Origin of the sequence: Aedoeadaptatus nemausensis (genome assembly GCF_903819165.1) — a bacterium.
Classification (GTDB): Bacteria; Bacillota; Clostridia; order Tissierellales; family Peptoniphilaceae; genus Aedoeadaptatus; species Aedoeadaptatus nemausensis.
This window is the reverse complement of record NZ_CAIJCS010000014.1, coordinates 139,803-164,114: the sequence shown is the minus strand read 5'-3', so window position 1 is coordinate 164,114 and position 24,312 is coordinate 139,803. Positions and strand designations below refer to the sequence as shown.

At 43.1% G+C, this 24,312-nt stretch carries 23 protein-coding genes; 9 read left to right on the top strand and 14 right to left on the bottom strand.

Annotated elements, in window-relative coordinates:
• Positions 1-5: 5 nt before the first annotated feature.
• The 8 genes from PEPTYR26121_RS02005 to PEPTYR26121_RS01970 all read left to right on the top strand — a co-directional run bounded on the left by PEPTYR26121_RS02005 (position 6) and on the right by PEPTYR26121_RS01970 (position 8,295).
• Positions 6-1,262, top strand: coding sequence for a competence/damage-inducible protein A (locus PEPTYR26121_RS02005; protein ID WP_180498703.1), 1,257 nt, complete (start codon positions 6-8; stop codon positions 1,260-1,262).
• Positions 1,249-2,286 (top strand): recombinase RecA, encoded by a 1,038-nt coding sequence (gene recA, locus PEPTYR26121_RS02000; protein ID WP_180498701.1) that lies wholly within the window; start codon positions 1,249-1,251, stop codon positions 2,284-2,286. The genes PEPTYR26121_RS02005 and recA overlap by 14 nt, the downstream gene beginning before the upstream one ends.
• A 3-nt stretch (positions 2,287-2,289) precedes the next feature.
• A complete protein-coding gene (locus tag PEPTYR26121_RS01995; protein ID WP_180498699.1) occupies positions 2,290-3,270 on the top strand; it encodes a metallophosphoesterase family protein in 981 nt (326 codons plus the stop codon).
• Positions 3,267-4,706, top strand: a complete 1,440-nt coding sequence (locus tag PEPTYR26121_RS01990; RefSeq protein WP_180498697.1) for an AAA family ATPase — start codon at positions 3,267-3,269, stop codon at positions 4,704-4,706. The genes PEPTYR26121_RS01995 and PEPTYR26121_RS01990 overlap by 4 nt, the downstream gene beginning before the upstream one ends.
• A complete protein-coding gene (locus tag PEPTYR26121_RS01985) occupies positions 4,707-4,946 on the top strand; it encodes a hypothetical protein (protein ID WP_180498695.1) in 240 nt (79 codons plus the stop codon).
• Positions 4,943-5,611, top strand: coding sequence for an ATPase (locus tag PEPTYR26121_RS01980; protein WP_180498693.1), 669 nt, complete (start codon positions 4,943-4,945; stop codon positions 5,609-5,611). The genes PEPTYR26121_RS01985 and PEPTYR26121_RS01980 overlap by 4 nt, the downstream gene beginning before the upstream one ends.
• Positions 5,612-5,698: 87 nt before the next feature.
• Entirely contained in the window at positions 5,699-7,240 is a 1,542-nt protein-coding gene (rny, locus tag PEPTYR26121_RS01975; protein ID WP_180498691.1) for a ribonuclease Y, read from the top strand.
• 59 nt (positions 7,241-7,299) lie between these two features.
• Positions 7,300-8,295 carry a tyrosine recombinase XerC gene (locus PEPTYR26121_RS01970; protein ID WP_180498689.1) on the top strand — a complete coding sequence of 332 codons (996 nt, stop codon included), beginning with the start codon at positions 7,300-7,302 and terminating at the stop codon, positions 8,293-8,295.
• Positions 8,296-8,914: 619 nt separating this feature from the next.
• On the opposite strand, the gene PEPTYR26121_RS01965 is transcribed toward PEPTYR26121_RS01970, so the two are convergent.
• Positions 8,915-9,244, bottom strand: a complete 330-nt coding sequence (locus tag PEPTYR26121_RS01965) for a LysM peptidoglycan-binding domain-containing protein (protein ID WP_180498687.1) — start codon at positions 9,242-9,244, stop codon at positions 8,915-8,917.
• Positions 9,245-9,399: 155 nt separating this feature from the next.
• Here PEPTYR26121_RS01965 and lexA point away from each other — a divergent pair, with 155 nt between their 5' ends.
• Positions 9,400-10,023, top strand: a complete 624-nt coding sequence (gene lexA / locus PEPTYR26121_RS01960) for a transcriptional repressor LexA (RefSeq protein ID WP_180498685.1) — start codon at positions 9,400-9,402, stop codon at positions 10,021-10,023.
• A gap of 73 nt (positions 10,024-10,096) precedes the next feature.
• Here the strand turns inward: lexA and PEPTYR26121_RS01955 are convergent, their stop codons facing one another.
• The 13 genes from PEPTYR26121_RS01955 to PEPTYR26121_RS01895 all read right to left on the bottom strand — a co-directional run bounded on the left by PEPTYR26121_RS01955 (position 10,097) and on the right by PEPTYR26121_RS01895 (position 24,312).
• Positions 10,097-11,323 carry a methionine gamma-lyase family protein gene (locus PEPTYR26121_RS01955; protein WP_180498683.1) on the bottom strand — a complete coding sequence of 409 codons (1,227 nt, stop codon included), beginning with the start codon at positions 11,321-11,323 and terminating at the stop codon, positions 10,097-10,099.
• Between the two features lies 1 nt (position 11,324).
• Positions 11,325-12,224: a tRNA (adenosine(37)-N6)-dimethylallyltransferase MiaA gene (gene miaA, locus PEPTYR26121_RS01950; RefSeq protein WP_180498681.1), complete on the bottom strand. Its 900-nt coding sequence runs from the start codon at positions 12,222-12,224 to the stop codon at positions 11,325-11,327.
• Positions 12,221-14,062, bottom strand: coding sequence for a DNA mismatch repair endonuclease MutL (gene mutL, locus PEPTYR26121_RS01945; protein WP_180498679.1), 1,842 nt, complete (start codon positions 14,060-14,062; stop codon positions 12,221-12,223). Before mutL ends, miaA begins: the two co-directional genes overlap by 4 nt.
• The gene (mutS, locus tag PEPTYR26121_RS01940; protein ID WP_180498677.1) at positions 14,055-16,610 is read right to left on the bottom strand and encodes a DNA mismatch repair protein MutS; all 2,556 of its coding nucleotides are present in this window, start codon (positions 16,608-16,610) and stop codon (positions 14,055-14,057) included. Before mutS ends, mutL begins: the two co-directional genes overlap by 8 nt.
• The gene (gene miaB, locus PEPTYR26121_RS01935) at positions 16,597-17,973 is read right to left on the bottom strand and encodes a tRNA (N6-isopentenyl adenosine(37)-C2)-methylthiotransferase MiaB (RefSeq protein ID WP_180498675.1); all 1,377 of its coding nucleotides are present in this window, start codon (positions 17,971-17,973) and stop codon (positions 16,597-16,599) included. The genes mutS and miaB overlap by 14 nt, the downstream gene beginning before the upstream one ends.
• 95 nt (positions 17,974-18,068) lie before the next feature.
• Entirely contained in the window at positions 18,069-18,614 is a 546-nt protein-coding gene (locus tag PEPTYR26121_RS01930; protein WP_180498674.1) for a rubrerythrin family protein, read from the bottom strand.
• 95 nt (positions 18,615-18,709) lie between these two features.
• On the bottom strand, positions 18,710-19,777 hold the full coding sequence (gene prfA / locus PEPTYR26121_RS01925; RefSeq protein WP_180498672.1) for a peptide chain release factor 1: 1,068 nt from the start codon (positions 19,775-19,777) through the stop codon (positions 18,710-18,712).
• Position 19,778: 1 nt separating this feature from the next.
• Positions 19,779-20,597: a peptide chain release factor N(5)-glutamine methyltransferase gene (gene prmC, locus PEPTYR26121_RS01920; RefSeq protein ID WP_180498670.1), complete on the bottom strand. Its 819-nt coding sequence runs from the start codon at positions 20,595-20,597 to the stop codon at positions 19,779-19,781.
• Positions 20,588-21,511 carry a DUF1385 domain-containing protein gene (locus tag PEPTYR26121_RS01915; protein WP_180498668.1) on the bottom strand — a complete coding sequence of 308 codons (924 nt, stop codon included), beginning with the start codon at positions 21,509-21,511 and terminating at the stop codon, positions 20,588-20,590. Before PEPTYR26121_RS01915 ends, prmC begins: the two co-directional genes overlap by 10 nt.
• Positions 21,512-21,561: 50 nt before the next feature.
• Positions 21,562-21,759, bottom strand: a complete 198-nt coding sequence (rpmE, locus tag PEPTYR26121_RS01910; RefSeq protein ID WP_068369212.1) for a 50S ribosomal protein L31 — start codon at positions 21,757-21,759, stop codon at positions 21,562-21,564.
• Between the two features lie 78 nt (positions 21,760-21,837).
• Positions 21,838-22,806 carry a class II fructose-bisphosphatase gene (gene glpX / locus PEPTYR26121_RS01905; RefSeq protein WP_180498666.1) on the bottom strand — a complete coding sequence of 323 codons (969 nt, stop codon included), beginning with the start codon at positions 22,804-22,806 and terminating at the stop codon, positions 21,838-21,840.
• Complete coding sequence (gene fsa / locus PEPTYR26121_RS01900) at positions 22,799-23,455, bottom strand: fructose-6-phosphate aldolase (RefSeq protein WP_180498664.1); 657 nt, start codon at positions 23,453-23,455, stop codon at positions 22,799-22,801. Before fsa ends, glpX begins: the two co-directional genes overlap by 8 nt.
• On the bottom strand, positions 23,455-24,312 hold the full coding sequence (locus PEPTYR26121_RS01895; RefSeq protein ID WP_180498662.1) for a class II fructose-1,6-bisphosphate aldolase: 858 nt from the start codon (positions 24,310-24,312) through the stop codon (positions 23,455-23,457). The genes fsa and PEPTYR26121_RS01895 overlap by 1 nt, the downstream gene beginning before the upstream one ends.

Here is a 24,312-nt window from a genome sequence, read left to right as displayed (position 1 = left end):
TTTTTATGATTTCAGAAATCATCACCATAGGAACCGAAATTCTTATCGGTTCCATAACCAATACAAACGGTCCTTATCTTTCTCGAAAACTTACAGATGTAGGTTATGAGGTGCGCTATCACGAATCCGTACGGGATAGTTATAGCGACATTCGCGACGCTATTGAATTGGCTATGAAGCGAAGCAATGTTATCTTCTTGTGCGGCGGTCTGGGACCGACTCAGGATGATATGACGAAACAGGCTTTAGCCCACGCCTTGGGACTGGAACTCGTATTCGACGAGGAAGCATGGGAATATATCGTAAATGTTTCCATGAGTTTTTCAAAAAACATTACGGAAAATAATAAGCGTCAAGCCGAATTTCCGAAGGGCGCCATTATAATCGATAATCATAAGGGAACAGCACCGGGCTGCCTTTTAAATTATGAAGGCAAGCAATTTTTCCTTATGCCGGGCCCGCCGAGAGAATTTGAGCCGATGGCCGATGATATAGTCGAGAACTATTTGGAAAAAGTTGCCGGTGAGAACTTTGTAACAAGTCTTCGCCTTCTCAATATCGGCGAATCTCTATGTGAATCTATATTTAGAGAAGAAAAAATCGAAACGGAAAATGTAGAGATTAACACTTTTGCAAAAACAGGTGAAGTGGAAATAAAAATAATTGCCCATGCCGAAAATCCGGAAGATGTTAAAAGAATTGGAAAAGAGCATGCCCAAGCTGTAGAACGGGTTAAGGAGCTCTTTAAAGATCACCTCTACGGCAATGGAGAGAGAGACTCCTTTGAAACCTTAGTCGACCTTTTGCGAGAAAAAAATATGACGATCAGTTTTGCGGAGTCCGTTACCGGCGGAACCCTGGCGACGATGATCACGGGAGTCGCCGGGGCCAGTGATGTTTTAAAAGAAAGCTACATTACCTACAGCAATGAAACTAAAGAAAAGCTTTTAAAGGTTAAACCCCAAACTATAGAGGCTCATAGCGTGGTATCGAAAGAGGTGGCCGGAGAAATGAGCGCAGGTCTTTACAACAAGACGCAATCCACTTATTCTGTAGCCACGACAGGGGAGGCCGGCCCCGAGCCCTCCACAGATCACGAGGTCGGTACCGTCTTCTACTCCATTAGTAAAAATGGTGAAGAAATAATGGGCGGCAAACGTCTTTTTAAAGGGGATCGAAAGACTATCCAATTTAGAAGCTCTAAATTTATTTTGGCTTCTATTCTATTACACGAGTTAGGAGAGAATAATGGACGAAAGTAAAAGAAGAGCATTAGACGACGCTATTGCAAAAATCGAGAAAGAATATGGTAAAGGCGCCATTATGCGTCTCGGCGAAAATGCCAATTTAAATTTAGAATCCATTCCCACCGGCTCTCTAAGCCTAGACATCGCCCTGGGAATAGGAGGTATTCCGCGCGGTAGAATTTTAGAAATTTACGGCCCTGAATCTTCCGGTAAGACGACGCTGGCACTTCATATGATTGCCGAAGCACAAAAGCTGGGGGGAACTGCAGCTTTTATCGACGCCGAACACGCTCTGGATCCGACCTATAGCAAAAACTTAGGTGTGGATATAGAAAACCTCATTATTTCTCAACCGGATACGGGAGAACAGGCGCTGGAAATTACCGAAAGCTTGGTGCGCAGTAATGCAGTGGATTTAATCGTTGTGGACTCCGTAGCCGCCCTCGTACCGAAAGCGGAGATCGAAGGGGAAATGGGAGACAGTCATATGGGCCTCCAAGCGCGCCTTATGAGCCAAGGATTAAGGAAATTAACGGGAGCCATCAGCAAATCCAAAGCCTCTGTTATTTTTATTAACCAACTTCGCGAAAAAATCGGCGTTATGTTCGGCAATCCGGAAACAACTACGGGAGGTCGCGCTCTTAAGTTCTTTACCTCTGTACGTATGGATATCCGTCGTATCGACAGCATTAAAAAGGGAGACGACATAATCGGTAATCGCGTTCGCGTTAAAGTTGTAAAAAATAAAGTGGCACCTCCTTTTAAAAAAGCTGAATTTGACATTATGTACGGAACCGGCATATCGAAAGTGGGGAGTACGCTGGATGCTGCCGTCGAAGCCGGGATCGTAGAAAAGGCGGGATCCTGGTTCAGTTATGGCGAGGCAAAGCTAGGTCAAGGCCGGGAAAACTCCAAGAATTTCTTACTTGAAAATCCCGATCTATTAGAAGAAATCGATCATAAAGTTCGCGAGCATTATCATATGGATAATAAAAATGATACAGTGGAGGAGAATAATCAGCCCTTTGAGGAGGAATAATCCTTGAGATTTATATACTTCACCGACAGTCATGTTCGGGGTACCAATCCGAAATCGCGAACAGATAATTTTTTTGAAACGGTACTAAATAAAATCCTAGAGATACAGGAGCTTTCCATTTCTTGGAATGCCGATTATATTCTTCATGGAGGCGATCTCTTCGATCGTCCCGATGTCTCTATTTCGGTTATGAACGAGGTTATTCCGGTCTTACAGAAATTCACGAAACCTATCTACGCTATTAGTGGAAATCACGATATTTATGGCCACAATCCCATTACCTTACCGCGAACCATGATGGGGCTTTTGGATACTTTGGGAATCATTCATATTTTAAATAACGAAGCTATTCTTTTAGAAGATGGAGAGACCACGGTTCAATTAAGCGGTGCACCTTATATTTACGGTTTGGATCGAGAGGAAAATCGCGATCTTTATATTGTGAAAGAGAAAGATCCTAGAGCTGATTTTGCTATTCATCTTGTGCACGGGTTTTTAATGACCGACAGCACGAAGGCTATGTTCTCCCATACGACGATTTCAGATATTTTGGAAACTAAGGCGGATTTAACACTGAGTGGCCATTTGCACGACGGCATTCCCATTACTGAAATAGAAGGAAAGATCTTCGCCAATCCGGGCGCTACGGTTCGTATTTCGAATTCTCTTACTGAGCTGAAGCGTCGACCTAAAATACTTTTGATCGAAGTCGTTAAGAATAGTTGCACAATCGAAGAATACTATTTGAAGTCCGCACAGCCCGGTGACGAAGTACTGGACCGCACAGAGATCGAGATGCATAAATTTAAGCGCAGAGAATTAGCGGAATTTAAAGAATCTATCGAGGGTGCAGGTAGATACGATCATATTAATTTTTTAGATGTTATCGTCGATATTGCCGAAAATGAAAAACTAGATAAAACAATAAAAGATGAAGCTTTAAGGCGCATCGCCGATGTAGAGGAGCGAAGGAGTAATCTGTGAAGTATATTGAAAAAATAATTCTGAAGAATTTTCAATCCCACAACTATACAGAACTCGATTTATCTCGCGGCGTCAATGTTATCGTCGGACCTTCCGACAGCGGAAAAACTGCTATTATGCGAGCTCTTCGCTGGAATCTATTTAACGAACCTTCCGGAGTAGACTTCGTACGGGAAGGGGAGAGCGAAGTAGCGGTTACTGTCCGTTTCCAAGATCGTGTGGAGGTCACAAGGCTCAGGAGTAAATCTAAAAATCAATATATTTTAAGAAAACCCGACGAAGAGGAAATTGTATTTGAAGGATTTGGTACCCATGTACCTCAAGAAATACGGGAGACAACAGGCATCTATAAGGTCATGTTGGATGATAAAAAATCTCTTCCCCTAAATTTTTCAGATCAGTTGGAAGGGCCTTTTTTGCTGCAAGAGACCGATGCCTATAAAGCCCAGGCTATCGGACGTATGGTTGGAGTAGACGTTTTAGATGAAACCATGCGCAATACCCTTAGGGATAAAAAACAGTTGTCTACGCAAAAAGATTTGATGGAATCGGAAATAGAGGAGACCGAAAAATCTCTCGAGGCTTTCCAATCCTTAGATGAAATGTTGGAGCTACGCGACAGATTAGCAGTATATTTGCAAAAACTGAAGGATCTGGAAAAGCGTTCAAATGATGCCAAAAGCTTTTTAAGCAAGCGTCGATATATAAATGAAGAGCGCTCTAAAATCATAGATGTACTGAATGAATACGCCCATCTCGATGAAATGAAAGATCATCTCCTCTTACTGGAAGCCAAAGCCAGACGCTATTCCAGAGATCGTTTATTAATGGAGAGTTATATTCGAAACCGTCGAGAGCAAGAAGGTACTAGAAATATAATGGCCACCATGGGAGATGGAAAAAAACAGGATGAACTTTTCTATTCTCTAAAGTTAAACTATGAAAATCTGGCGGAATTAAAACCGCTCTATGCCTCTTATAAAAGAATTCAAGATGATTTAAACATAAATAGAGAGATGTTGAGTCGATTATCTTCTATCGATGACTTTCGTGGAGAAGAGCTCGTTTCATACTTTGCTACATACAAGCAATATAATGATCTTTTTCTCCAGTACAGAGAACTTCAAGAGCGACTTCAACGTGGCCATATTTTTTTAGAACAATTTAGAACCGTTGACAAAGCGGGAGATATATTGATAAAGGCTGAAGAGAATAGAGAAAAGACTCAGATAATTCAATCGCTTGTTACTTCTTGGAGAAACCTATATGCAGAAAAAGAGAATCACAAACGAACTTTAACAAACTCTCAGAAACAAACAGAGGACGCTATGGAGGCTTATATGACCGCTCTTTCCGGAGCCGGCACATGTCCTCTTTGCAGACAACCCATCGATAAAGATCACTTGTCAGCGATTAAGAAAAGTTTGGAGGATTAAATGGATCTGGAGCAACAAATCAATGATTTAAATCGTCGCTACGAACGTGCAAAAGACACGCGTAAACGGGCAGAATGGCGAATGGAAGAACTTGAAAAAGAAGAAAAAGAGCTCAATGAAAAAATAAAAGCCCTCGGTTTAGATCCCGGTTCTTTAGAAACGGAAATAGAGAAAATTGAAAGAGAAATACAAGACCTGTTGAGCGAAGCGGAACGCCTTCTTCCTGAGGAACGTTCATGAGGATTCAGGAACTTGAAGATCGTCTTCAAATTTTTTCTAAAACCGTGGATCAAGAGGAGGCTCGGCGAGATCTTATACTCGAGAATCTGAAGAAACAACATGCTGCTTTAGAGGCGGTAGAATCAAAAGAAAAGCTACTCAATGGAGTCGTAATCTTACTGCAAAAGGCGGCTGATTATTCCAGAAATCAAGCTAAGCATCAAATCGAGGATATCGTAACGCAGTCCATAGCCTATATTATGCAAAACAGCTCGAAATTTACGGTTGATCTATCGGAAAAGAGGGGTCTTCCTATTGCTGAATTCTTTGTGGAATCCGATTACGGCGATTATAGCGTCAAAACAAAACCTGAGCAGAGCAGGGGAGGAGGGGTTGTAGATATCGTTTCCCTCGCACTTCGCATTGCTTTTCTTGAAAACCATCGTCCTAAAATCGAAGGACCTCTTTTTTTAGACGAACCGGGCAAGCACATCAGTAATGATTATATTTTTAATATGGGGGAGTTTTTAAAAGAATGTTCCCGTCTTTTCCACCGGCAAATCATCATGGTGACACACGACGATTATCTTACCAATATTTGCGATAAGAGTTTTCGAGTAGAGATCCGAAACGGTGAAAGCACCGTCAGTCCTGTAATTAATGATGAAGACGAAAGCCTCCGCTAATCATTACACGGTAAAGTGATTCTATGTTATAATGAATACGTGGTTTACACCATTTGAAACTTGAAAATTGAATAGGAGGTGTTCCATTTGCCAGCATACATTTCAATTATTGTGGCATTGTTTATTGGAATCCTCGGAGTAGCAATTGGTTATTTTATTCGTCGTAATATAGCAGAAGGTAAACTGAAGCATGCGGAAGAATTAGCCAAAAATATCATCATTGATGCGGAACGAGAAGCAGAAAACAATAAACGGGATATTTTATTCCAAGCGAAAGAAGAAATTCATAAGCTAAGAGACACGGTACAACAAGAAAATGATGCTCGAAAGTCGGAACTTCAGCGTTTTGAAGATCGTTTGATTTCAAAAGAAGATCTTCTTCAATCCAAAAGTGCGACACTTGAAAAGAAGGAATCGCAAATTCTTGAACAACAAACTCGAATTCAGGAAAAGGAAGATTCTGTGGATGCACTTATCGAAAAGAAATCTGAAGAGATTCAGAGAATTTCCGGATTGTCGAAAGAAGAAGCTAAGCAAATTCTTCTAAATCAGCTGGATAGCGAACTCACCCAGGAATCGGCTCTAAGGATTCGCGAATTTGAGCGCCAAATTAAAGACGATAGTAAGAAGATTGCACAAGACATTATCGTGCATTCCATTCAACGTCTCGCTGCCGATGAAGTAGCAGAAGCCACGGTTTCCGTCGTTGCCCTTCCTAATGAAGAAATGAAGGGACGCATTATCGGAAGAGAAGGTCGCAATATTCGCGCAATCGAAGCTTTAACCGGCGTCGACCTCATTATCGACGATACTCCGGAAGCAGTAGTAGTTTCGTCCTTTAACCCCATTCGTCGAGAAATCGCGCGATTGGCCCTTGAAAAGCTCGTCCTGGACGGTCGTATACATCCGACGCGTATTGAAGATACGGTAGAAAAAGCGCGACAAGAAGTGGATGAAGTGATCAAGGAAAGCGGTGAAGAGGCCGCCTTTGAAGCGGGAGTCCATGGTCTGCATCCGGAACTGGTAAAATACCTAGGACGTTTAAAATTCCGTACGAGTTTCGGTCAAAATTGCTTGAGACATTCTATCGAGGTATCGAAGATCGCAGGCTATTTGGCTGAAGAAGTAGGGGTCGACTCGAAACTTGCAAGACGTGCAGGTCTGCTACACGATTTAGGAAAATCCATCGATCATGAAGTGGAAGGTCCCCACGTCGAGTTGGGTGTCGACCTTGCGAGACGCTACAAAGAGCCTGAAGCTGTTATAAACGGTATCGAAGCCCACCATGGCGATGTAGAGTTTGCCAATCTGGAGGCTATACTTGTTCAAGCTGCCGATGCAATCAGTGCGGCGCGGCCGGGCGCTCGTAGGGAAACTATCGAAACCTATATTAAACGCTTACAACAATTAGAGGCTATTGCCGAAGAATTTGACGGCATCGAAAAATCCTATGCCGTACAAGCCGGCAGAGAATTACGCATTATCGTAAAACCCGGCGAAGTTGATGAAGCGCATATGGTAACGACGGCTCGAAAGATCGCTCAGGAAATCGAATCACAACTGGATTTCCCCGGTCAAATAAAAGTCAATGTTATCCGCGAAACACGCGCCATCGAGTACGCAAAATAAAGACCTGCCGTAAGGCAGGTTTTTTTATTATAGAAATCAATTTAGAAAGGAATTCGCCGATGATCCAATCCGGTATAGTCGACGACTATTTAAACTATTTAAAAGCGGCACGAGGCCGTTCGGAAAGCACGACGAGAGAATATTATTACGATATACGTCAGTTTCTACGCTATATGCGCATTCGAAAAGAACATTTAAAAGTGGAGAGCTTAGATGAAGTCTCCATTGACGAAGTAGATAAAAGTCTTTTGGAGTCTATCGATAAATCGGATATCTATGCCTATATCTCCTATCTGGATTCCGGACGAGGCAACAGCGGACGTACAAAGTTCAGAAAAATTTCATCTGTTCGCTCCTTCTTCGACTATCTTACTTATAAAGTAGAGCTGCTGGACAAAAACCCTGCGGAAAACATCGATATGCCGAAAATCGAGCGCTCACTTCCCGTCTACCTTACGTTGGAAGAAGCGGTTCGACTACTAAATACGGTGGAAAACTCCAAGCAAAAGGACATTTATCGCCTTAGAGATTATGCTATTACAACTTTGTTTTTAAATTGCGGCTTACGATTAAGCGAGCTCTCGAGTTTGAACGTAGAAGATTTAAACAAGGACAATACCTTACGCATTATGGGTAAAGGTTCAAAGGAAAGACTTGTCTACTTAAACGGCAGCGTACAGGAGGCTCTCAGAGCCTATTTAAGGAAGCGAAATGAATTAGAGATGGATCAGGATGCATTATTTTTAAGCATGCGTAAAAACCGCATGAGCAATCGTTCTATTCAACATATGCTGGAGAAACACTTAAAAGCCGCCGGATTTGATACCCGCAAATACACGGTCCACAAATTACGCCATACAGCCGCTACCTTAATGTACCAATACGGCAATGAAGATCTTAAATCTCTACAGGAAATTCTGGGCCACGAATCCGTCTCCACGACACAGATTTATACTCACGTTAATTTGGAAGATATACGCTATACTATGAACCAAAATCCTCTTTCCAATATGGAAGATGTAAAGAAAATCATCGACGATGATACACAAGAGTAAACATATGTTTGAACGTGTGTTCCGTTCTTTGTGTTTTACAATCAGAGTTAAGAGAAGCTATCTATAAGTTGATTATTTCACAAAGTAGAAATAAATCACGATAGAGTATATTATCAAATTGAAGTTAGGCTGTAATTTATTTGTAGCAGACCTTAAAACATCTTCAGCCATAAAATACCTTTTTAAAAGTCTCTATTGAATTTGCGTATACATCATGTAGTGCAGATATAAAACTTATGAGGCGGATCAACTAAATGACGTGGACGTAAATTCAGTTATTAAAGCTAAAAACAGGATCCTCAGAGACGTTCTTAAAACCCCTTTTTGAAGAGAATGGGTTATATTTAGTCACAAAATTTGTATTTTGTGACTAAATTAATTTCGTGCTCTATATCTTAACTCTTCCTTCTACTCTACCTTTACCGGAATTGTAGTGAGATATCTGTAAAGTATTTTTTATAGAGATTCTATTTTACTTCTGTGGTGCGGATATATCTAAGCATTTGCGATTGGAGAACATCGCGTAAGGTTTATCGTCTGACTCAATCGGGAATCGTGCTCAATAGAAAAAGCTTCCTCTTTTACGAAGGAAGCTTTTTTAATATAGGTAAATTTAATTCTAATGCTTGATTACGATTTGCAATACATCGCCGGGATGAATATCGGCTGAATCTTTTAATTGGTTCTCTTCCATTATGGAGTCGACAATCATTCGTAAGTCGTCTTTTTCCCCGGCATAAGATGCGGCTATGTTCCAAAGTGTATCGCCGCTTTGAACATGATAATCCTCTCGAACGAAATACGTTGTTTTTGCAGAGGGCGCAAAGTTCATACCCATCATAATTAGTAATAGAATTCCTATTATAGGAATCAGACGCAAACGACGGCGTCGATACTCCGATTTTGATACGAGCCGCTGATTATTATTTTTTATTTGTACTTTATTCATAGAAACCCTCCAATAGTATCTGGAACGCTTGTTCGATCATTTGTTCTTATTGTATTCGAACATGTGTTTGATGTCAAGGGTTTTTAGAATATATGTTTGAAATATATGTTCGCATTTGGTATACTGACATTAACTTAGAAAAGGAGCTTTATTCTATGTATGAAGATTTGACCGATCGCGAATCAACTATTCTTTTATTTATAAAACGTTACATCGAAACCAATGGCTACCCCCCTTCTATTCGAAATATTTGCGAGGGTTGCAATATTAAGAGTACATCCACTGTACATTCCCATTTGGAAAAGTTGGAATATAAGAACTATATTCGACGAGGTGCCACTATTAATCGCGCCATCGAAATTGTTCAGCAAGATGACGATTTTCTATATTCAAAAAAGAAGACTGTAGACATCCCCATTTTAGGTAATGTGGCCGCCGGCATGCCCATTCTCGCCGCAGAAAATATTTCCGATACGATTCCCCTGGCCAATGATGTGGTAAGGGATCGCAATTTATTCTATTTGACCGTTCGGGGCGAAAGCATGGTTGAGGCCGGTATTTTAGACGGAGATCAGGTTCTTATCGAGCAATGCTCGACGGCACGCGAGGGAGAAATTGTCCTCGCCCTCATCGACGAAGAAGCCACAATCAAGACGTTTTATAAAGATAAAGAAAATCACCGCTACTGCTTACAACCCGAGAACTCTTCCATGGAACCGATTTATGTCGAGGAGCTTCAAATTCTCGGTAAAGTGATCGGTCTTTATCGCATGTATTAAACTAAAGTGCTTATAGCGATCTATAAGCACTTTTTTGTTGCACTAAAAAACCCTCGGTTTCCCGAGGGCTTGCTTAATCCATGAGCTCCATTGCTTTTAATACTCTTTTAAGAGTGATTTTAATATGATCGTAGGTCAGCCCCCCTTGGAAATAGACGCGATAAGGCTCGCGCATAGGGCCGTCGGCCGATAGCTCAATAGAGGAGCCTTCAATAAAGCCTCCTGCCGCCATGATGACCTGATCTTCATATCCGGGCATATCCCAAGGATAAGGCGTAACGTGTGAATCCACGGGTGATGCGCTTTGAATGGCGCGACAAAAAGCGATGAGGTTTTCGTCGGTTTTCAGCGCCACTGATTGGACGATATCACTTCTCGGATCTTTCGACGAAGGAATGCAATCAAATCCTAAGTGCTCGAATGTCTTTGCAAAGAGGAGAGCTCCCTTTATACACTGATTGACCCTGTGAGGTGCGAGAAATAAACCCATGAGTGTATTTCGCGTCTGGCCGAAACTTAAACCGCACTCTTTTCCGATTCCGGGAGCTGTCAGTTCCGCAGCGACCCGCTCGACGATATCCTCGCTTCCGACCACATACCCGCCGGAAAGGCTTAAGCCTCCCCCCGGATTTTTAATGAGAGAGCCGGCCATCACATCTACGCCCACCTGACTGGGCTCTTGGATTTCCGTAAATTCGCCGTAACAATTGTCTAGAAAGATAATCCCCTTGTAGTTCTTGCGAATTTCTCTAACCGCTCGCTCGATCTCCGATACAGTAAAGGCTCGGCGATCGGAATAACCCGTGGATCGCTGCATAATCACAAGGTCCACATCGTCGGTAATGGCGTCGCTGATGCCGTCGAAGTCGATCATACTGTCTTTTAGAGGTAATTCTTTATACTCGACCCCTCGCTCCTTTAAGTTTCCGGGTTCATCGCCGGAGGTTCCCAAGACCTTATGGAGGGTATCGTATGGCGATCCGGTAATGGATAAAATGGTGGAGCCGTAAGATGTTAGGGCACGAAGCACTAATGCGATGGCATGCGTTCCCGAAACCATATTCGGACGCACCAGGGCGTCTTCTGTGCGGAAGATATCCGCATAGACGGCTTCAACTTTCTCACGCCCTACATCGCCGTAGCCATAGCCTGTAGCCCAGTTAAAATCTGTCGAGGCTAAGCGAACCTTTTGCAGTGCGTTTAGTACTTTTTCCTGATTGGCATAGGCTATGCGATCCAACTCCAGAAATTGTTCCTCCAGACTTTTCTCAATAGTCTGTAATTCATTGTCATTTATCATTCTAGTTCACTCTTTCCAATACAGTCTTTATTGCTTCGTCCACGCTCATAGATTCCATATCTAACAAAATACCGTCTTCTTCTTTTCGAAACCATGTGAGCTGACGTTTGGCGAAATTGCGGCTGTGTTGCTGAATTTTTTCGATGGCGGTTTCCCGGTCCCACTCCCCTTTTAAGTAGCTTACTACCTCTTTGTAGCCGATGGCCTGAAGGGGTTTTACATCGCCATAGTGTTTATAGAGCTCTTCCACTTCTTGAAACAGACCTTCCTCCACCATTTGAAGCACTCTGCGGTTGATGCGATCATAAAGGGTCTCCCTTTCCCAATGAAGGATAAAGTAATCCCACTCTACATCTTCACGCTTTTTACGCAAGTTTTCAGGCTCATAATTTCCGGTCTCAATTTTTTCCAACGCACGCATGACGCGTCGTGGATTTAATAGATCGGTTTTAGCAGCCAGTTCAGGATTTTTCTCCTCAAGCATCTCGACCAGATGACCGAGTCCTTCTTTTTCGTAAATTGAGTTAAGCTCGTTTCTATACTTCATAGACGGCTTGTTGCCGAATTGAATATCGTAAATCAAACCGTGAATATAGAGAGCGGTGCCGCCACAAATAATGGGAATTTTTCCTTCTCCGTTTAAGCGGTCGATTATAATCATGGCCTCTTCGTAAAAATCGGCTGCAGAATAGGGCTCGTCGCCTTCTTTTATATCGATTAAATGATGAACGATTCCTTCTTTTTCCTCTTCCGTTACTTTTCCCGAGCCGATATCGAATCCCTTATAAACCTGCACGGAATCGGCGGAAATAATCTCCGTATTCATAATCTTGGCCAGTTGTACGGAGAGATTGGACTTTCCCGAACCTGTAGGTCCCGTAATTAAAATAAAGCGTCTCATATCCCCTCCCTTAAAAACAGTTTTTCAAATGTTCTTTTTTCCAAGTGAATCATCGTCGGCCTGCCGTGAGGACAGGTGAAAGGTGTCTCCGCTTGATTTAAATCATCTAACAATGCATAAGCTTCTTCTTCAGACAATTGATCGCCGGCTTTTATAGCGCTTCGACAAGCGAGACGCATGATCTTGTAAATATTTTGCTCCTTCACATCCACGCCCTTTTCCAGTTCGTGGAGTGAGTTAAGGAAAAATTGTCGAAGATCGGGAATTAAAATATGTTGAGGCACCTCTCGAATAAGGACGGTATTTTCGCCAAAAGGTTCCGGGGTGAAGCCTAATAAATTATAGGCTTCTCCATAGCTTTCGATTAGCTGCATTTCTTCGGGCGTCAGGGAGATTTGAATGGGCTCCAGAAGTAATTGCGTGGCTACAGCACCGGAATCAATGGATCGTCTATATTCTTCATAGAGGATGCGCTCGTGGGCTGCGTGTTGATCCACTAACAGCACCCGATGGTCTCGTTTATTTTCGAAGAGAATGTAGGTGTGGAAAATTACGGCTAAAAACTCATAGAGCTCCACATTGAGCGGGGGCGTCTTCACTTTGTCCTCTTTGGTTTTTACCTCTTCTCTCTTGCTATTTTCATTCGTTTTATCTTCAGAAGTACTGTAACTCTCTTTCGGTTCGTAGACTTTCTCAACGGTTATCCCGGGAGTTTCCCACTCAGTATTTTCAGCAATAGTCGGACTTTCCATTTTTTCGCGATGAAGTTCAAAAATCGTCTTCTCAGGCTTTTGTATCTCTTCTTTTTTAGATGAAGAGCCGGTAATCTCTTCCACTACGGGGATTTCGCTTTTGGATTCCAAGGCTCGCGCCACCAATCGCTCTAACAAGACGGCGATTTGATTGTGATTCGATAGTCGTACAGTTTGTTTTTGAGGGTGAATATTGACATCGATCAAAACGGGATCGATGGTTAAATAGAGAATAAAGATCGGATAATGATGCAGGGGAATTAGAGACCTGTAGGCTTTTCTCACGGCATTTGAAATATCGTCACTCTTTACGCCGCGTCCGTTAATGAAGATATATTCCCGTTCCGGCGTGGATCGATGAAGTAAATTGTTCCCAACATAACCCTCGATACTATAGGATTCCGTTTCGAACTCTATGGGCACCAGATTCTTGGCGATTTCCTTTCCGAGAATGGAATAAATATGGTTCCGATTATCCCCCGACGCATGGGACTGAAGTAAAGTTTTCCGATCCCAGAGGAGATGGAAGGAAATATCTTTTCGACTTAAAGCGATGACTTCCACCATTTTTATAATCCGGCGGATTTCTTTATTCGTACTTTTCAAAAATTGTTTGCGAACGGGCGTATTATAAAAAACATCCCTTACGATCATGGTGGTACCACGAGCCGAACCTACGGGACTCACTTCGGAAACCTTTCCTTCCTCCACCGATACGGAATAGCCGAAAGATTCATGCTCTGTTTTTGATATACATTCCATATAACTGATATTGGCTATGCTCGCCAAGGCCTCGCCACGAAAACCCAAACTCGTAATCATAGAGAGATCGGAGATAGTACGTAATTTAGACGTAGCGTGGCGATTAAAGGCCTTTTTTATTTGATCTTTCGGTATACCTTCTCCATTGTCGGACACTCGAATCTCGTCGAGGAGATTTTCCGATAAGCGGATATTAATGGAGGTAGCCTTTGCATCCACAGCATTTTCTACGAGTTCTTTAATAATCGACGCGGGATTTTCGACAATTTCACCTGCGGCGATCTGCGAAATCGTCTGATCGCTTAATGAAAGGATATCACGCACGGTCTACCTCCTCCTTTAAAGATTGTAAAAGCATAAGCGCCTCTAAGGGCGTAGTATTATCCAGATCGATCGATTTTATTTTTTCTCTTAATTCGTCGTCTTCGCCATCGATTACCGGCTCATCTTTAATGTAGAGAGCTGCACTTTCCAAATTATTCTGCTTTTCCAGATCGACTAATACTTGACGAGCACGTTCGATAACCGCCGGTTTTACGCCGGCCAGCTTAGCCACATCGATTCCGAAAGAATAGTTACTTTCTCCGAGAACGATCTTTCGCAAAAAACGAATTTCTCCATCTACTTCTTCTGTAGCTACCGTCACATTTAAAATACCGTCGTATTTGTCCGCAAGTTCCGTAAGTTCGAAGTAGTGGGTCGCGAATAAGGTTTTGGCATGAACCTCATCGTAAATATATTCGATAATGGACCAGGCGATGGAAAGCCCGTCGTAAGTGCTCGTACCCCTACCAACCTCGTCGAAGAGAATCAAAGATCTCGGGGTGGCGAGCCTTAAGATTTCCGCTACCTCCGTCATTTCTACCATAAAGGTGGACTTCCCTCGCGTAAGAAAATCCGATGCACCGATGCGCGTAAAGATTTGATCCACAATGGGAAGATCGGCCCTTTCGCAGGGTACAAAGGAGCCGATCTGCGCCATAATTTGAATCAGGGCAACTTGACGCATATAGGTGGATTTCCCGGCCATATTGGGTCCGGTAATCACTTGTAAAAAGCCACCATCGGGATCCAGCTGAGTATTGTTCGGGATGTACTCTTCTTCTATTGTGCGTTCCACTACGGGGTGGCGGCCGTTTTCGATAGAAAGAATACCTGCGCTATTCAGTGAAGGACGAACGTAGCCATATTGATCGGCAATAGTCGCAAAGGAACAGATGACATCCAATTCAGCTACAGCTTCTGAAACGGCTTGAATATGTTCAAGATCACCGGCTATACGAAGACGTAAAGAATCCAGAAGTTCCAACTGACGCTCCAAAGCTCTCTCTTTGGCGTGGAGGATCTTCTCCTCCTGTTCCTTCAACTCGTCGGTGAAAAAACGCTCCGAACCAACCAAGGTCTGTTTTCGAATAAATCGATCAGGCACCAGAGGGATATTCGATTTGGACACGTCGAAAAAATAACCGAGTATTTTGTTATATTTAATCTTCAGGTTTTTTATTCCCGTGGCTTCCCTCTCCCGTTCCTCCAGTTGAAGGATCCATTGAGCACCACCCTCGGAGCTGTCAAACAGTTCGTCGAGCTCCGAATCATATCCTTTACGAATAAAGCGTTGTTCATGATAGGCAGCCGGAGGATCATCGATAAAAACTGTTTCCAGTTCTTTCGCCAGCTTCGAACAGGGATCTATATCTTTGAAAAGATCGTAGAGAACCCCATCACCTTCCCTTTCCAGTAGAAAGAGAATATCCGAGAAGGCCGCCAAACTTTTTTGTAGGCGGAGCATTTGCTTAGGCGATAAATTCTGATTGGCGATGGATAGAGCTAAGCGGTCGATATCGTAAATCGAACCCAACTTTTCAAGTATATCGTCGAATAAAATACGATTTGATTGGAGAAATTCGATTCGGTCATATTGCGCATTTAATGGATCGATCGCCATCATGGGCCGCAGGATTTTTTCACGCATCTTGCGACTTCCCATGCGCGTTGTACAGTGATCCAATGTATCGTAAAGTGAATCTTTTTTCGTACTGTCGTGGGTATTTTCTACGAGCTCCAGATTGCGAATTGTCGTATCCGACAAATCCATGGAGCCGTCTCCGTCATTTATGCTTTGAATATAGAGGTGATCTTGCTCGTGGAGCTGTGTTTTTTCCAAATAAGCGACGAGTAAATTTAGTGCGGGATTATATTCCGAAAGAAATAATTCAAAGTAACGCTTATAAAGCTCGGGATCCCCTTCCTCTACCCTATGAATGCTAACCACGCCCGCTTGTTTAGAGGCGGCCGAAAGCTCCCGTTCGTAGGTAAAGTCGTTAAAAATGACTTCTGCCGGCCGATAAAAACCGAACTGTTTATCGAGAAAGCTCAAAGCATCTCGGTGGTCCCAGATGATTTTTTGCTCCAAACTGACACGACCGGACGCATAATCACAATGGGCGAGCATCATTAGCTTGCCCTCCATAGCCACCGAGGTGATCCTTCTGGTCTCGTCCGGATTTTCTTCATCGACAAAGGTACCCGGTGTCACGATCTTAATAATCTCACGCTTTACGAGTCCCTTGGCCTCTTTCGGATCTTCCACTTGATCGCATACACTTACTGAATAGCCTTTTTTTACGAGACGCTTAATGTATTGATTTGCTACTCGAAAGGGTACGCCGCACATTGGGATTTTTTCTTCCAGGCCACCGCTTTTTTTCGTAAGAGTTAAATCGAGAAGCGACGATACCTCGATGGCATCGTCGAAAAAGAGCTCGTAAAAATCGCCCATTCGATAGAATAAGTAGGCTTCGGGATTTTTATTTTTTGTCTCTACATAATGGCGCATAGCCGGCGTGAGCTTGTCAATATCAATTGTCTTCATGGACGATTTCTCCTCTAAGCGAGAAAGTGTTTCCTCCCACAATCTTTACCTTGCGAATTCTTCCGATAGATTCTCCCTCATATGGCACGTGAACGAGCTTAAAACCATTGGTTCGTCCGCTCATCATAGTCTCATCATTTTTGCTTCTGGAATCGAAGAGAACCTCCTGTTCCGTACCGATTAAGGCCTCGTACTTCTCTCTTTGAATGCGATAAACCTCATCTAAAAGTTTTTGAAAGCGGGCGTCCTTAACTTCTTTCGGCACCTGATCTTCCATTCGATCGGCGCGGGTTCCCTCTCTTCTAGAATAAATAAAAGTAAAGGCGCTGTCGTACCGAACGCGACGCACAAGATCTAGGGTATCCTCAAAATCTTCCTCCGTTTCGCCGGGAAAGCCCACCATAATATCCGTAGATAATGCGATATCCGGGCGGACGTCGCGTAGCTTATCGATCAACTCAAAATAATCTTCCCTCGTGTAATGGCGATTCATGGCTTTAAGCACGCGATTGGAGCCCGCTTGAACCGGAAGATGTAAGAAATTGGCAAGTTTCGGTAATTCTCCGTAACAGGCGATTAAATCATCGCTCATATCTTTGGGATGGGATGTGGTAAATTGAATCCTTTCAATACCTTCGATTTCATGAACTCTTCGAAGCAAATCGGCAAAAGAAGTTTTTTCTTCCAAGGTCTTTCCATAAGAGTTTACGTTTTGGCCCAGTAGGGTCACCTCGTTGACGCCGTCAGCGACGAGAGCTTCAATTTCTTCTATAATATCCTCGGGAGATCTGGATATTTCACGTCCTCGCGTATAGGGCACGATGCAATAGGTGCAGAAATTATTACAGCCGTAAATAATGTTTACATAGGCCGAATTTCCGGATACTTCTGAGAAAATACGATTATCCAAATTAGAGTAGCTCTCCTCGATGTCCACGACCCTCGAGTTGCGATCGTCATTTTCTAAGATCAGTTGAGGTAATCTGTAGATATTATTAGTACCGAAGACGATGTTTACGTGGGGAAACGTCTCCAGTACATAATCTCTTGATTCTTTTCTCTGCATCATGCAGCCGCAAACAGCAACTTTTAAATTTTTATTTGTTTTTTTTATATGCTTTAAGCGACCGATGTGGCCGATTACTTTATCTTCCGCACTGTGACGAACCGAGCACGTATTAATGATAGAAAAGTCGGCCTTTTCCTCATCGTCAATTTCGATCAAGCCCATGGTATCCAGTAAAGTTTTTATTTTTTCCGAATCATGTTCGTTCATTTGGCATCCGTGCGTCGTCAAGACGTAGCGTTCGCCGCCGTGTGTTTCACGAACACGTTCGATAAATTCTGTATTTAAATCTTGCATAATCGCTCCTTTAAACAATGTAACTGTTATTATACCATAGACATTTTCTCTATTTAGGCAATAAAAAAGACATCCGCAGATGTCTTTTTTCTAATTTAGTAAGCTACAAAAGCTTTAGATTTGGTACCGCAGATGGGGCACTCTTCTTCGTTTTTATCGAAGGTGATGTAGCCACAAACAGGGCAAAGTAAAATATCTTCAGCATCTAAGTCATTGCCTGCATCTACTGCTTTTTTAGCTTCTCCGTAGCGTTCAGCGTGTACTTTTTCTGCCGCAACTGCATATTCCATTGCCTTCACTGCTTCATCTTCGTCTTGCATTTTAGCAACTTCAATGTATGCCGGGTACATTTCCGTGTATTCGAAAACTTCGCCGTCGATACCTTTTTGAAGGTTTTCGGAAGTGTTTCCGATACCGAAGCCTGCCATGCTGGTTACGGGAAAATCGCCGTGAACATCTTTCAAAGCTTGGAAATGTAAGTTGGCGTGTACTTTTTCAGCATCGCCTGTGCATTTGAAAAGACGTTCAACATTTGGGAAGCCTTCTTTTTTAGCAGTTTTACCCCAAATACCGTATCTCATGCTTGCTTGGCTTTCGCCTCCAAAAGCACTTCTTAAGTTATCTTGTGTCATAGCGTGCATAATGAATCCTCCTTAATATTGCTTAGTACATAACCATTATAAACGATGGAATGAAAACTAACAAGTTTATCAAAGAGCCCGCTGTACAGGTTAAATTATTGCATATTTTCGATCTTTGCCGCTTGATCTGCTGCGGTCAAGGCATCGATTAAGTCCGTTAAATCCCCGTTATTAATATCATCGATACGATGACTGGTGTAGTTGATGCGGTGATCGGTTACCCGTCCTTGAGGATAGTTATAAGTGCGAATACGTTCGGAACGATCGCCGGAGCCAATTTGAGATTTCTTCTCCTGACTTACGGCATCTTCCTGTTTTTGACGCTCCAAGTCGTAGAGCTTGGTCTTTAATATCTTAAAAGCTTTGTCCTTATTTTTAAGCTGACTTTTTTCATCTTGGCAGCTTACGACTATGCCCGTCGGCTCGTGAGTTAGACGCACTGCGGAGTCTGTCGTATTGACCGATTGTCCTCCATTACCAGAGGAGCGGAATACGTCGACGCGGACCTCGTTAGGATCGATTTCAACTTCGACATCGTCGATCTCAGGCATGACGATAACCGTAGCCGTAGAAGTATGAATTCTTCCGGAAGATTCCGTCTCGGGAACCCGTTGTACGCGGTGAACACCCGATTCGTACTTTAATCTGGAATAGGCACCTTTTCCTTGAATTAAAAGAATAGCTTCCTTATATCCTCCGATGCCGATTTCATTGCTTGAAAGTAGCTCCGATTTCCATCCGTTATTATCAGCGTAGTGAATGTATTGACGAAGTAGAACTCCCGCAAAGAGGGCCGCTTCATCGCCCCCTGCCCCGCCTCGAATTTCGACGATGACGTTTTTATCATCGTTTTCATCTTTCGGGATCAACAATACCTTAAGTTCATCCTCAATTTTTTCGAGAGATTCTTCATCTTTTTTGATCTCTTCTTTTATGAGTTCACGCATTTCGTCGTCGATCTTGTCGTCGAACATGCTCTTATTATCTTTTAGATCTTGAGAAACCTTAACATAGTCTCTGTATTTTTTTACGATAGGTTCGATCTCCGCGTGCTCGATGGCGGTTTTTTGCAGGAGCTTGCTGTCACTTTGAACCTCGGGATCCATCATCATATTATTTAATTCTTGGTAACGATCCTCATAAACTGTTAAATTTTCAAACATCTTACAACCTCCCATATAGTACGCGATCGAGACCGGAAAAATCTCGTCGTATGTGTATATCTTTAAATCGATGATCTTCTAAAAGCTTTTTAACGGTTTCCCCTTGATAGGCGCCGATTTCAAATACGAGATAACCGTCGGATTTTAAATAACGACGAGCCTCTTTTGTAATGGCCTCATAGAAATCCAATCCGTTTTTCCCGCCATGTAAGGCGAGATGAGGTTCGAAGTCTAAGACACTTTTATCCAGCTCTCTCATTTCTTTTTCACTGATATAAGGCGGATTTGAGTAGATCAAATCAAAGCTGTCGTCTATTTTATCAAATAAATCCGATTGAATGAATTTTAAATTATGAACCTTATGATTTTCTTTGTTAATCGAAGCCACATCTAATGCATCTTTTGAAATATCAGCAGAGATGATCTCCCCGTCGGGAAAGAGTTTAGCCAAGCTAATGGCGACACAACCTGAACCCGTTCCGATTTCCAAAATCCGCGGCGTCTTTAGATTCAGTGAGCGGATAAGATCTATACTATGTTCCGTATCGTATCGCGGGATTAAAACTCGTTCGTCGACATAAAATGCCTCGCCCATAAAATACGCTTTGTTGAGAATATAAGGTAGTGGCTTCCCTCCCTCCACCTCTATTAAAACGGATTTAAGGAGCACCGTCTCATCTGTAGTGAGTTCTCGTTTACTCTCAAGAATAAAGTCTTTCCTCGTAATATTGAAAAGTTCTTCTAAAAGATCGTGTGCCTTTATTTCTTCGCCCGGACCTAATGCTTCCATGCACAATTGAAAAGCTTCTTTTAATTCCATGTATCGTCTTCTCCCGCTTCAGGAAGAACGGCTTTTAACGAGGCGATTCCCACTTCCATCTGTTCCTCATTAGGCTCTTTCACCGTAAAGTACTTTTGAATCATAAGGCCGGGATAGCGCAAAATCATTGTGAGTCGATTATCATATTTTCCTATTAATCGATTGACCTCAAATCCTATTCCCGCAATGACCGGAAACATCAAAAGCCGTACGACGATGCGACCTAAAAGTGAGGGCCAGCCGAAGAATGAAAGGACGACCACAGAGATAACCAGTACCATAAAAAGAAAGCTCGTGCCGCAACGGGGATGGAGTCTCGAATATTTTCGTACTTCATCTACTGTTAGAGGGGTTCCGGCCTCGTAACATGCGATGGATTTATGCTCAGCTCCGTGGTATTGGAAGACTCGAGCAATGTCTTTTTGTTTAGAGATAAGTGCCAAATAAAGAAAAAATATGAAGATGCGAAAGATCCCCTCGACGAGGTTTAAAAGAATATGGTTTTCGATTTTGTTTTGGAAAAACGTCGCCATTAAATTCGGCAAGATCATAAAAAATAAAACCGCCGATAGAATGGAAATAAGGACAGAAAGAACTTCTTCCATTTTCTGGTGGTGCTCCGGAAAGTGTTTTTCCAAAAAACCCACCTCGTCTTCATCATCTTCCCAAAAAGAAGCCGAGTAAATAATGGCGTCCACACCGACGAGCATGGCCTCGATCAGTTTGACCGCTCCTCGTAAAATCGGAATATTTAAAAAAGGAAACCTCTCTAAAATACTGTTATTATTTTCAATGCGCATGGCGATATCTCCGCCGGGCTTTCGGACGGCATAGGCCGTTTTAGAGGGACCTTTCATCATGACCCCTTCGATGAGTGCTTGCCCGCCGATAGTGGTCTTAAACGATTGTTTCATATATTTAAGATACTCCTTATAAAAAAAGGTCCGTTTTCACGGACCATTCTTTATCTCTTATATTTTTTGTTGAATTTATCAATACGTCCGCCTGTATCCGTAAACTTTTGGCGTCCTGTGAAGAAAGGATGACATTCGGAACAAACTTCCACTTTTAAATCCTCTTTTACAGAGCCCGTCTTGAAGGTGTTGCCGCAAGCGCAGGTTACAGTTGCTTCTTTATATTCGGGATGGATACCTTTTTTCATCTGTCCACACTCCTTTCTGTAGATTTTAATTCAATTTACTAACTAATTTAGGATAACATAATCGTCCTAAATTGTCAATTACTTTGCGTATTCCGGCTTGTGATTCAAATCGTGAACACTATCGATGAAACGCACAGTGCGAGAGGGCAATCTCAAGACGAGGGACTGAGTCGTCGCCTTATTCCCTTTCATGAAATGAACACCTTTCAATAGATCTCCATTGGAAATACCTGTGGCGGAGAATATAACATCGTCGCCCTTAACCAAGTCGTCGATAGTGTAGATTTTACCTTCTTCGGCAGGGCTTTTTTCGATGCGGGAAAGTTGAGCGTCATCGTAGTGAACGAGGCGCCCTTGAAAGTCGCCACCCAAACATTTTAAAGCAGCCGCTGCGACTACGCCTTCAGGTGCGCCGCCGACACCCATAATTAAATCGATACCGCTTTCGTCGAAGCAAGTGTAGATAGCCGTTACTATATCCCCATCGCTGATCTTACGAATGCGTGCACCGGTTTTCCGGATCTCTTTAATGAGATCGTCGTGGCGCGGGCGATCCAATACAGAAACGGTAATATCTTCCGGAGATTTGCCGATAGCTTCTGAAACGCGCTTAATATTATTTTCTACGGTGTCATCTAATTGGATCTGACCCTTGGCCGCTGGACCACAGGCGATTTTTTTCATATACACGTCGGGAGCATGTAGGAGACATCCTTCCGGTGCAACTGCCACGACGGCAATGGCGTTGTTCATGCCGTTGCTGATGGCGGTGGTACCGTCGATAGGATCGACTGCAATGTCAACGGCTACATCGTCGTTTTGGCGTGTGCCGATTTCTTCGCCGATGTAAAGCATGGGCGCTTCATCTATTTCTCCTTCACCGATAACGACAGTTCCATTAATATGCACCGTATCGAACATGCGACGCATGGCATCAACTGCAGCACCGTCGGCTGCGTTCTTGTCCCCTTTTCCGAGGAATTTTGCGCCGGAAAGAGCCGCCGCCTCTGTTACACGTGCAATATTCAGACTTAAATCTCTATCCATTGACTCTCCTCGTTCCTTCAAAATCTTTGTTAAATTGTTCGATTCCCTTATCTGTCAGAGGGTGGCTCACCATTTGTTTAAACACTTTAAAGGGCACAGTAGCAATATGAGCTCCTGCCATTGCTGCTTGCTGAACATGCAAAGGATGGCGGATACTGGCGGCGATAATTTCACTTTCGTAGCCGTAAAAATCGATAGTATCGGCCAAAGATTTTATTAAATCTAATCCGTCATTCCCGATATCATCCAGTCGTCCGATAAAGGGACTTATGAAACTTGCGCCGGCTTGCAGGGCAAGTAGAGCCTGGTTAATGGAGAATATCAGCGTGCAGTTGGTCGGAATCCCCTCATCTTCCAAAGCCCGAATAGCTTTTAAGCCTTCGACAGTCATAGGAATCTTGACGACGACATTCTCATGGATGGCGTGCAGCGCCTTACCCTCGCGGATCATGCCCTCCGAATCTTCCGACGTTACCTCGGCACTGATAGGACCGTCGACGATGGATGTAATCTTCTCTATAACCTCTTCAAAAACTACGTCTTTTTCCTTGGCGATAAGACTGGGATTGGTGGTGACGCCGGAAAGAACACCCCAGGATTCGATTTCTTTTATTTCATCTATATTAGCTGTGTCGATAAAAAATTTCATTATTTCCAAGCCTTACCGTCACTGCCGAATACTTTAATTTTTTCTTTAACCGTATCTGCCATGCGAGCACGAGCAGGTTTAAGAATTTTTCTAGGATCGATTTCGCCGGGATTGGCTTCCACAAATTCCTTTACTGCGCCTGCAAAGCTTGCGCGAATGTCGGTGTCGATATTAATCTTACGAATACCCGCCTTCACAGCACTTTCCAAGGTATCATAGGGTACTCCGCTGGATCCGTGAAGGACAAGGGGGACCGGTACCACGCGGTCAATTTCTTTAATACGCTCGATATCGACCTTGGGCTCGCCTTTGTAGACCCCGTGTGCCGTACCGACGGCAATAGCCAGGGAATCTACACCGGTTTCTTCTACAAAAATACGTGCTTCTTCGGGATCAGTATAGGTGGCTTCCGCTTCCGATACGACGATGTGATCTTCGGTACCGCCGATCTTTCCGAGTTCCGCTTCAACAGAAACGCCGACGGAGTGGGCAATACGCACGATTTCTTTTGTAAGGCGAATATTTTCTTCTAATTCATGTTTCGAGGCATCGATCATGACGGATGTAAATCCGTTGCGAATACATTTCATGATTTCGTCAAAATCCGTTCCGTGGTCCAGGTGAAGGGCCATGGGGACATCGACCAGTTCAGCCGTCGTCTTGACGAGTCCGGTGATATATTCGATGCCCGCATATTTAATAGCTCCTTGAGAAGCTTGCAAAATAACCGGCGCTTTTAGATCGCCTGCAGCTTCTGCAATAGCTTGAATAATCTCCATATTGTTAACATTAAATGCCCCTACGGCGTAACCGTTTTGATCGGCATGTTCAAGAATTTGTTTTCCTGTAACTAGCAT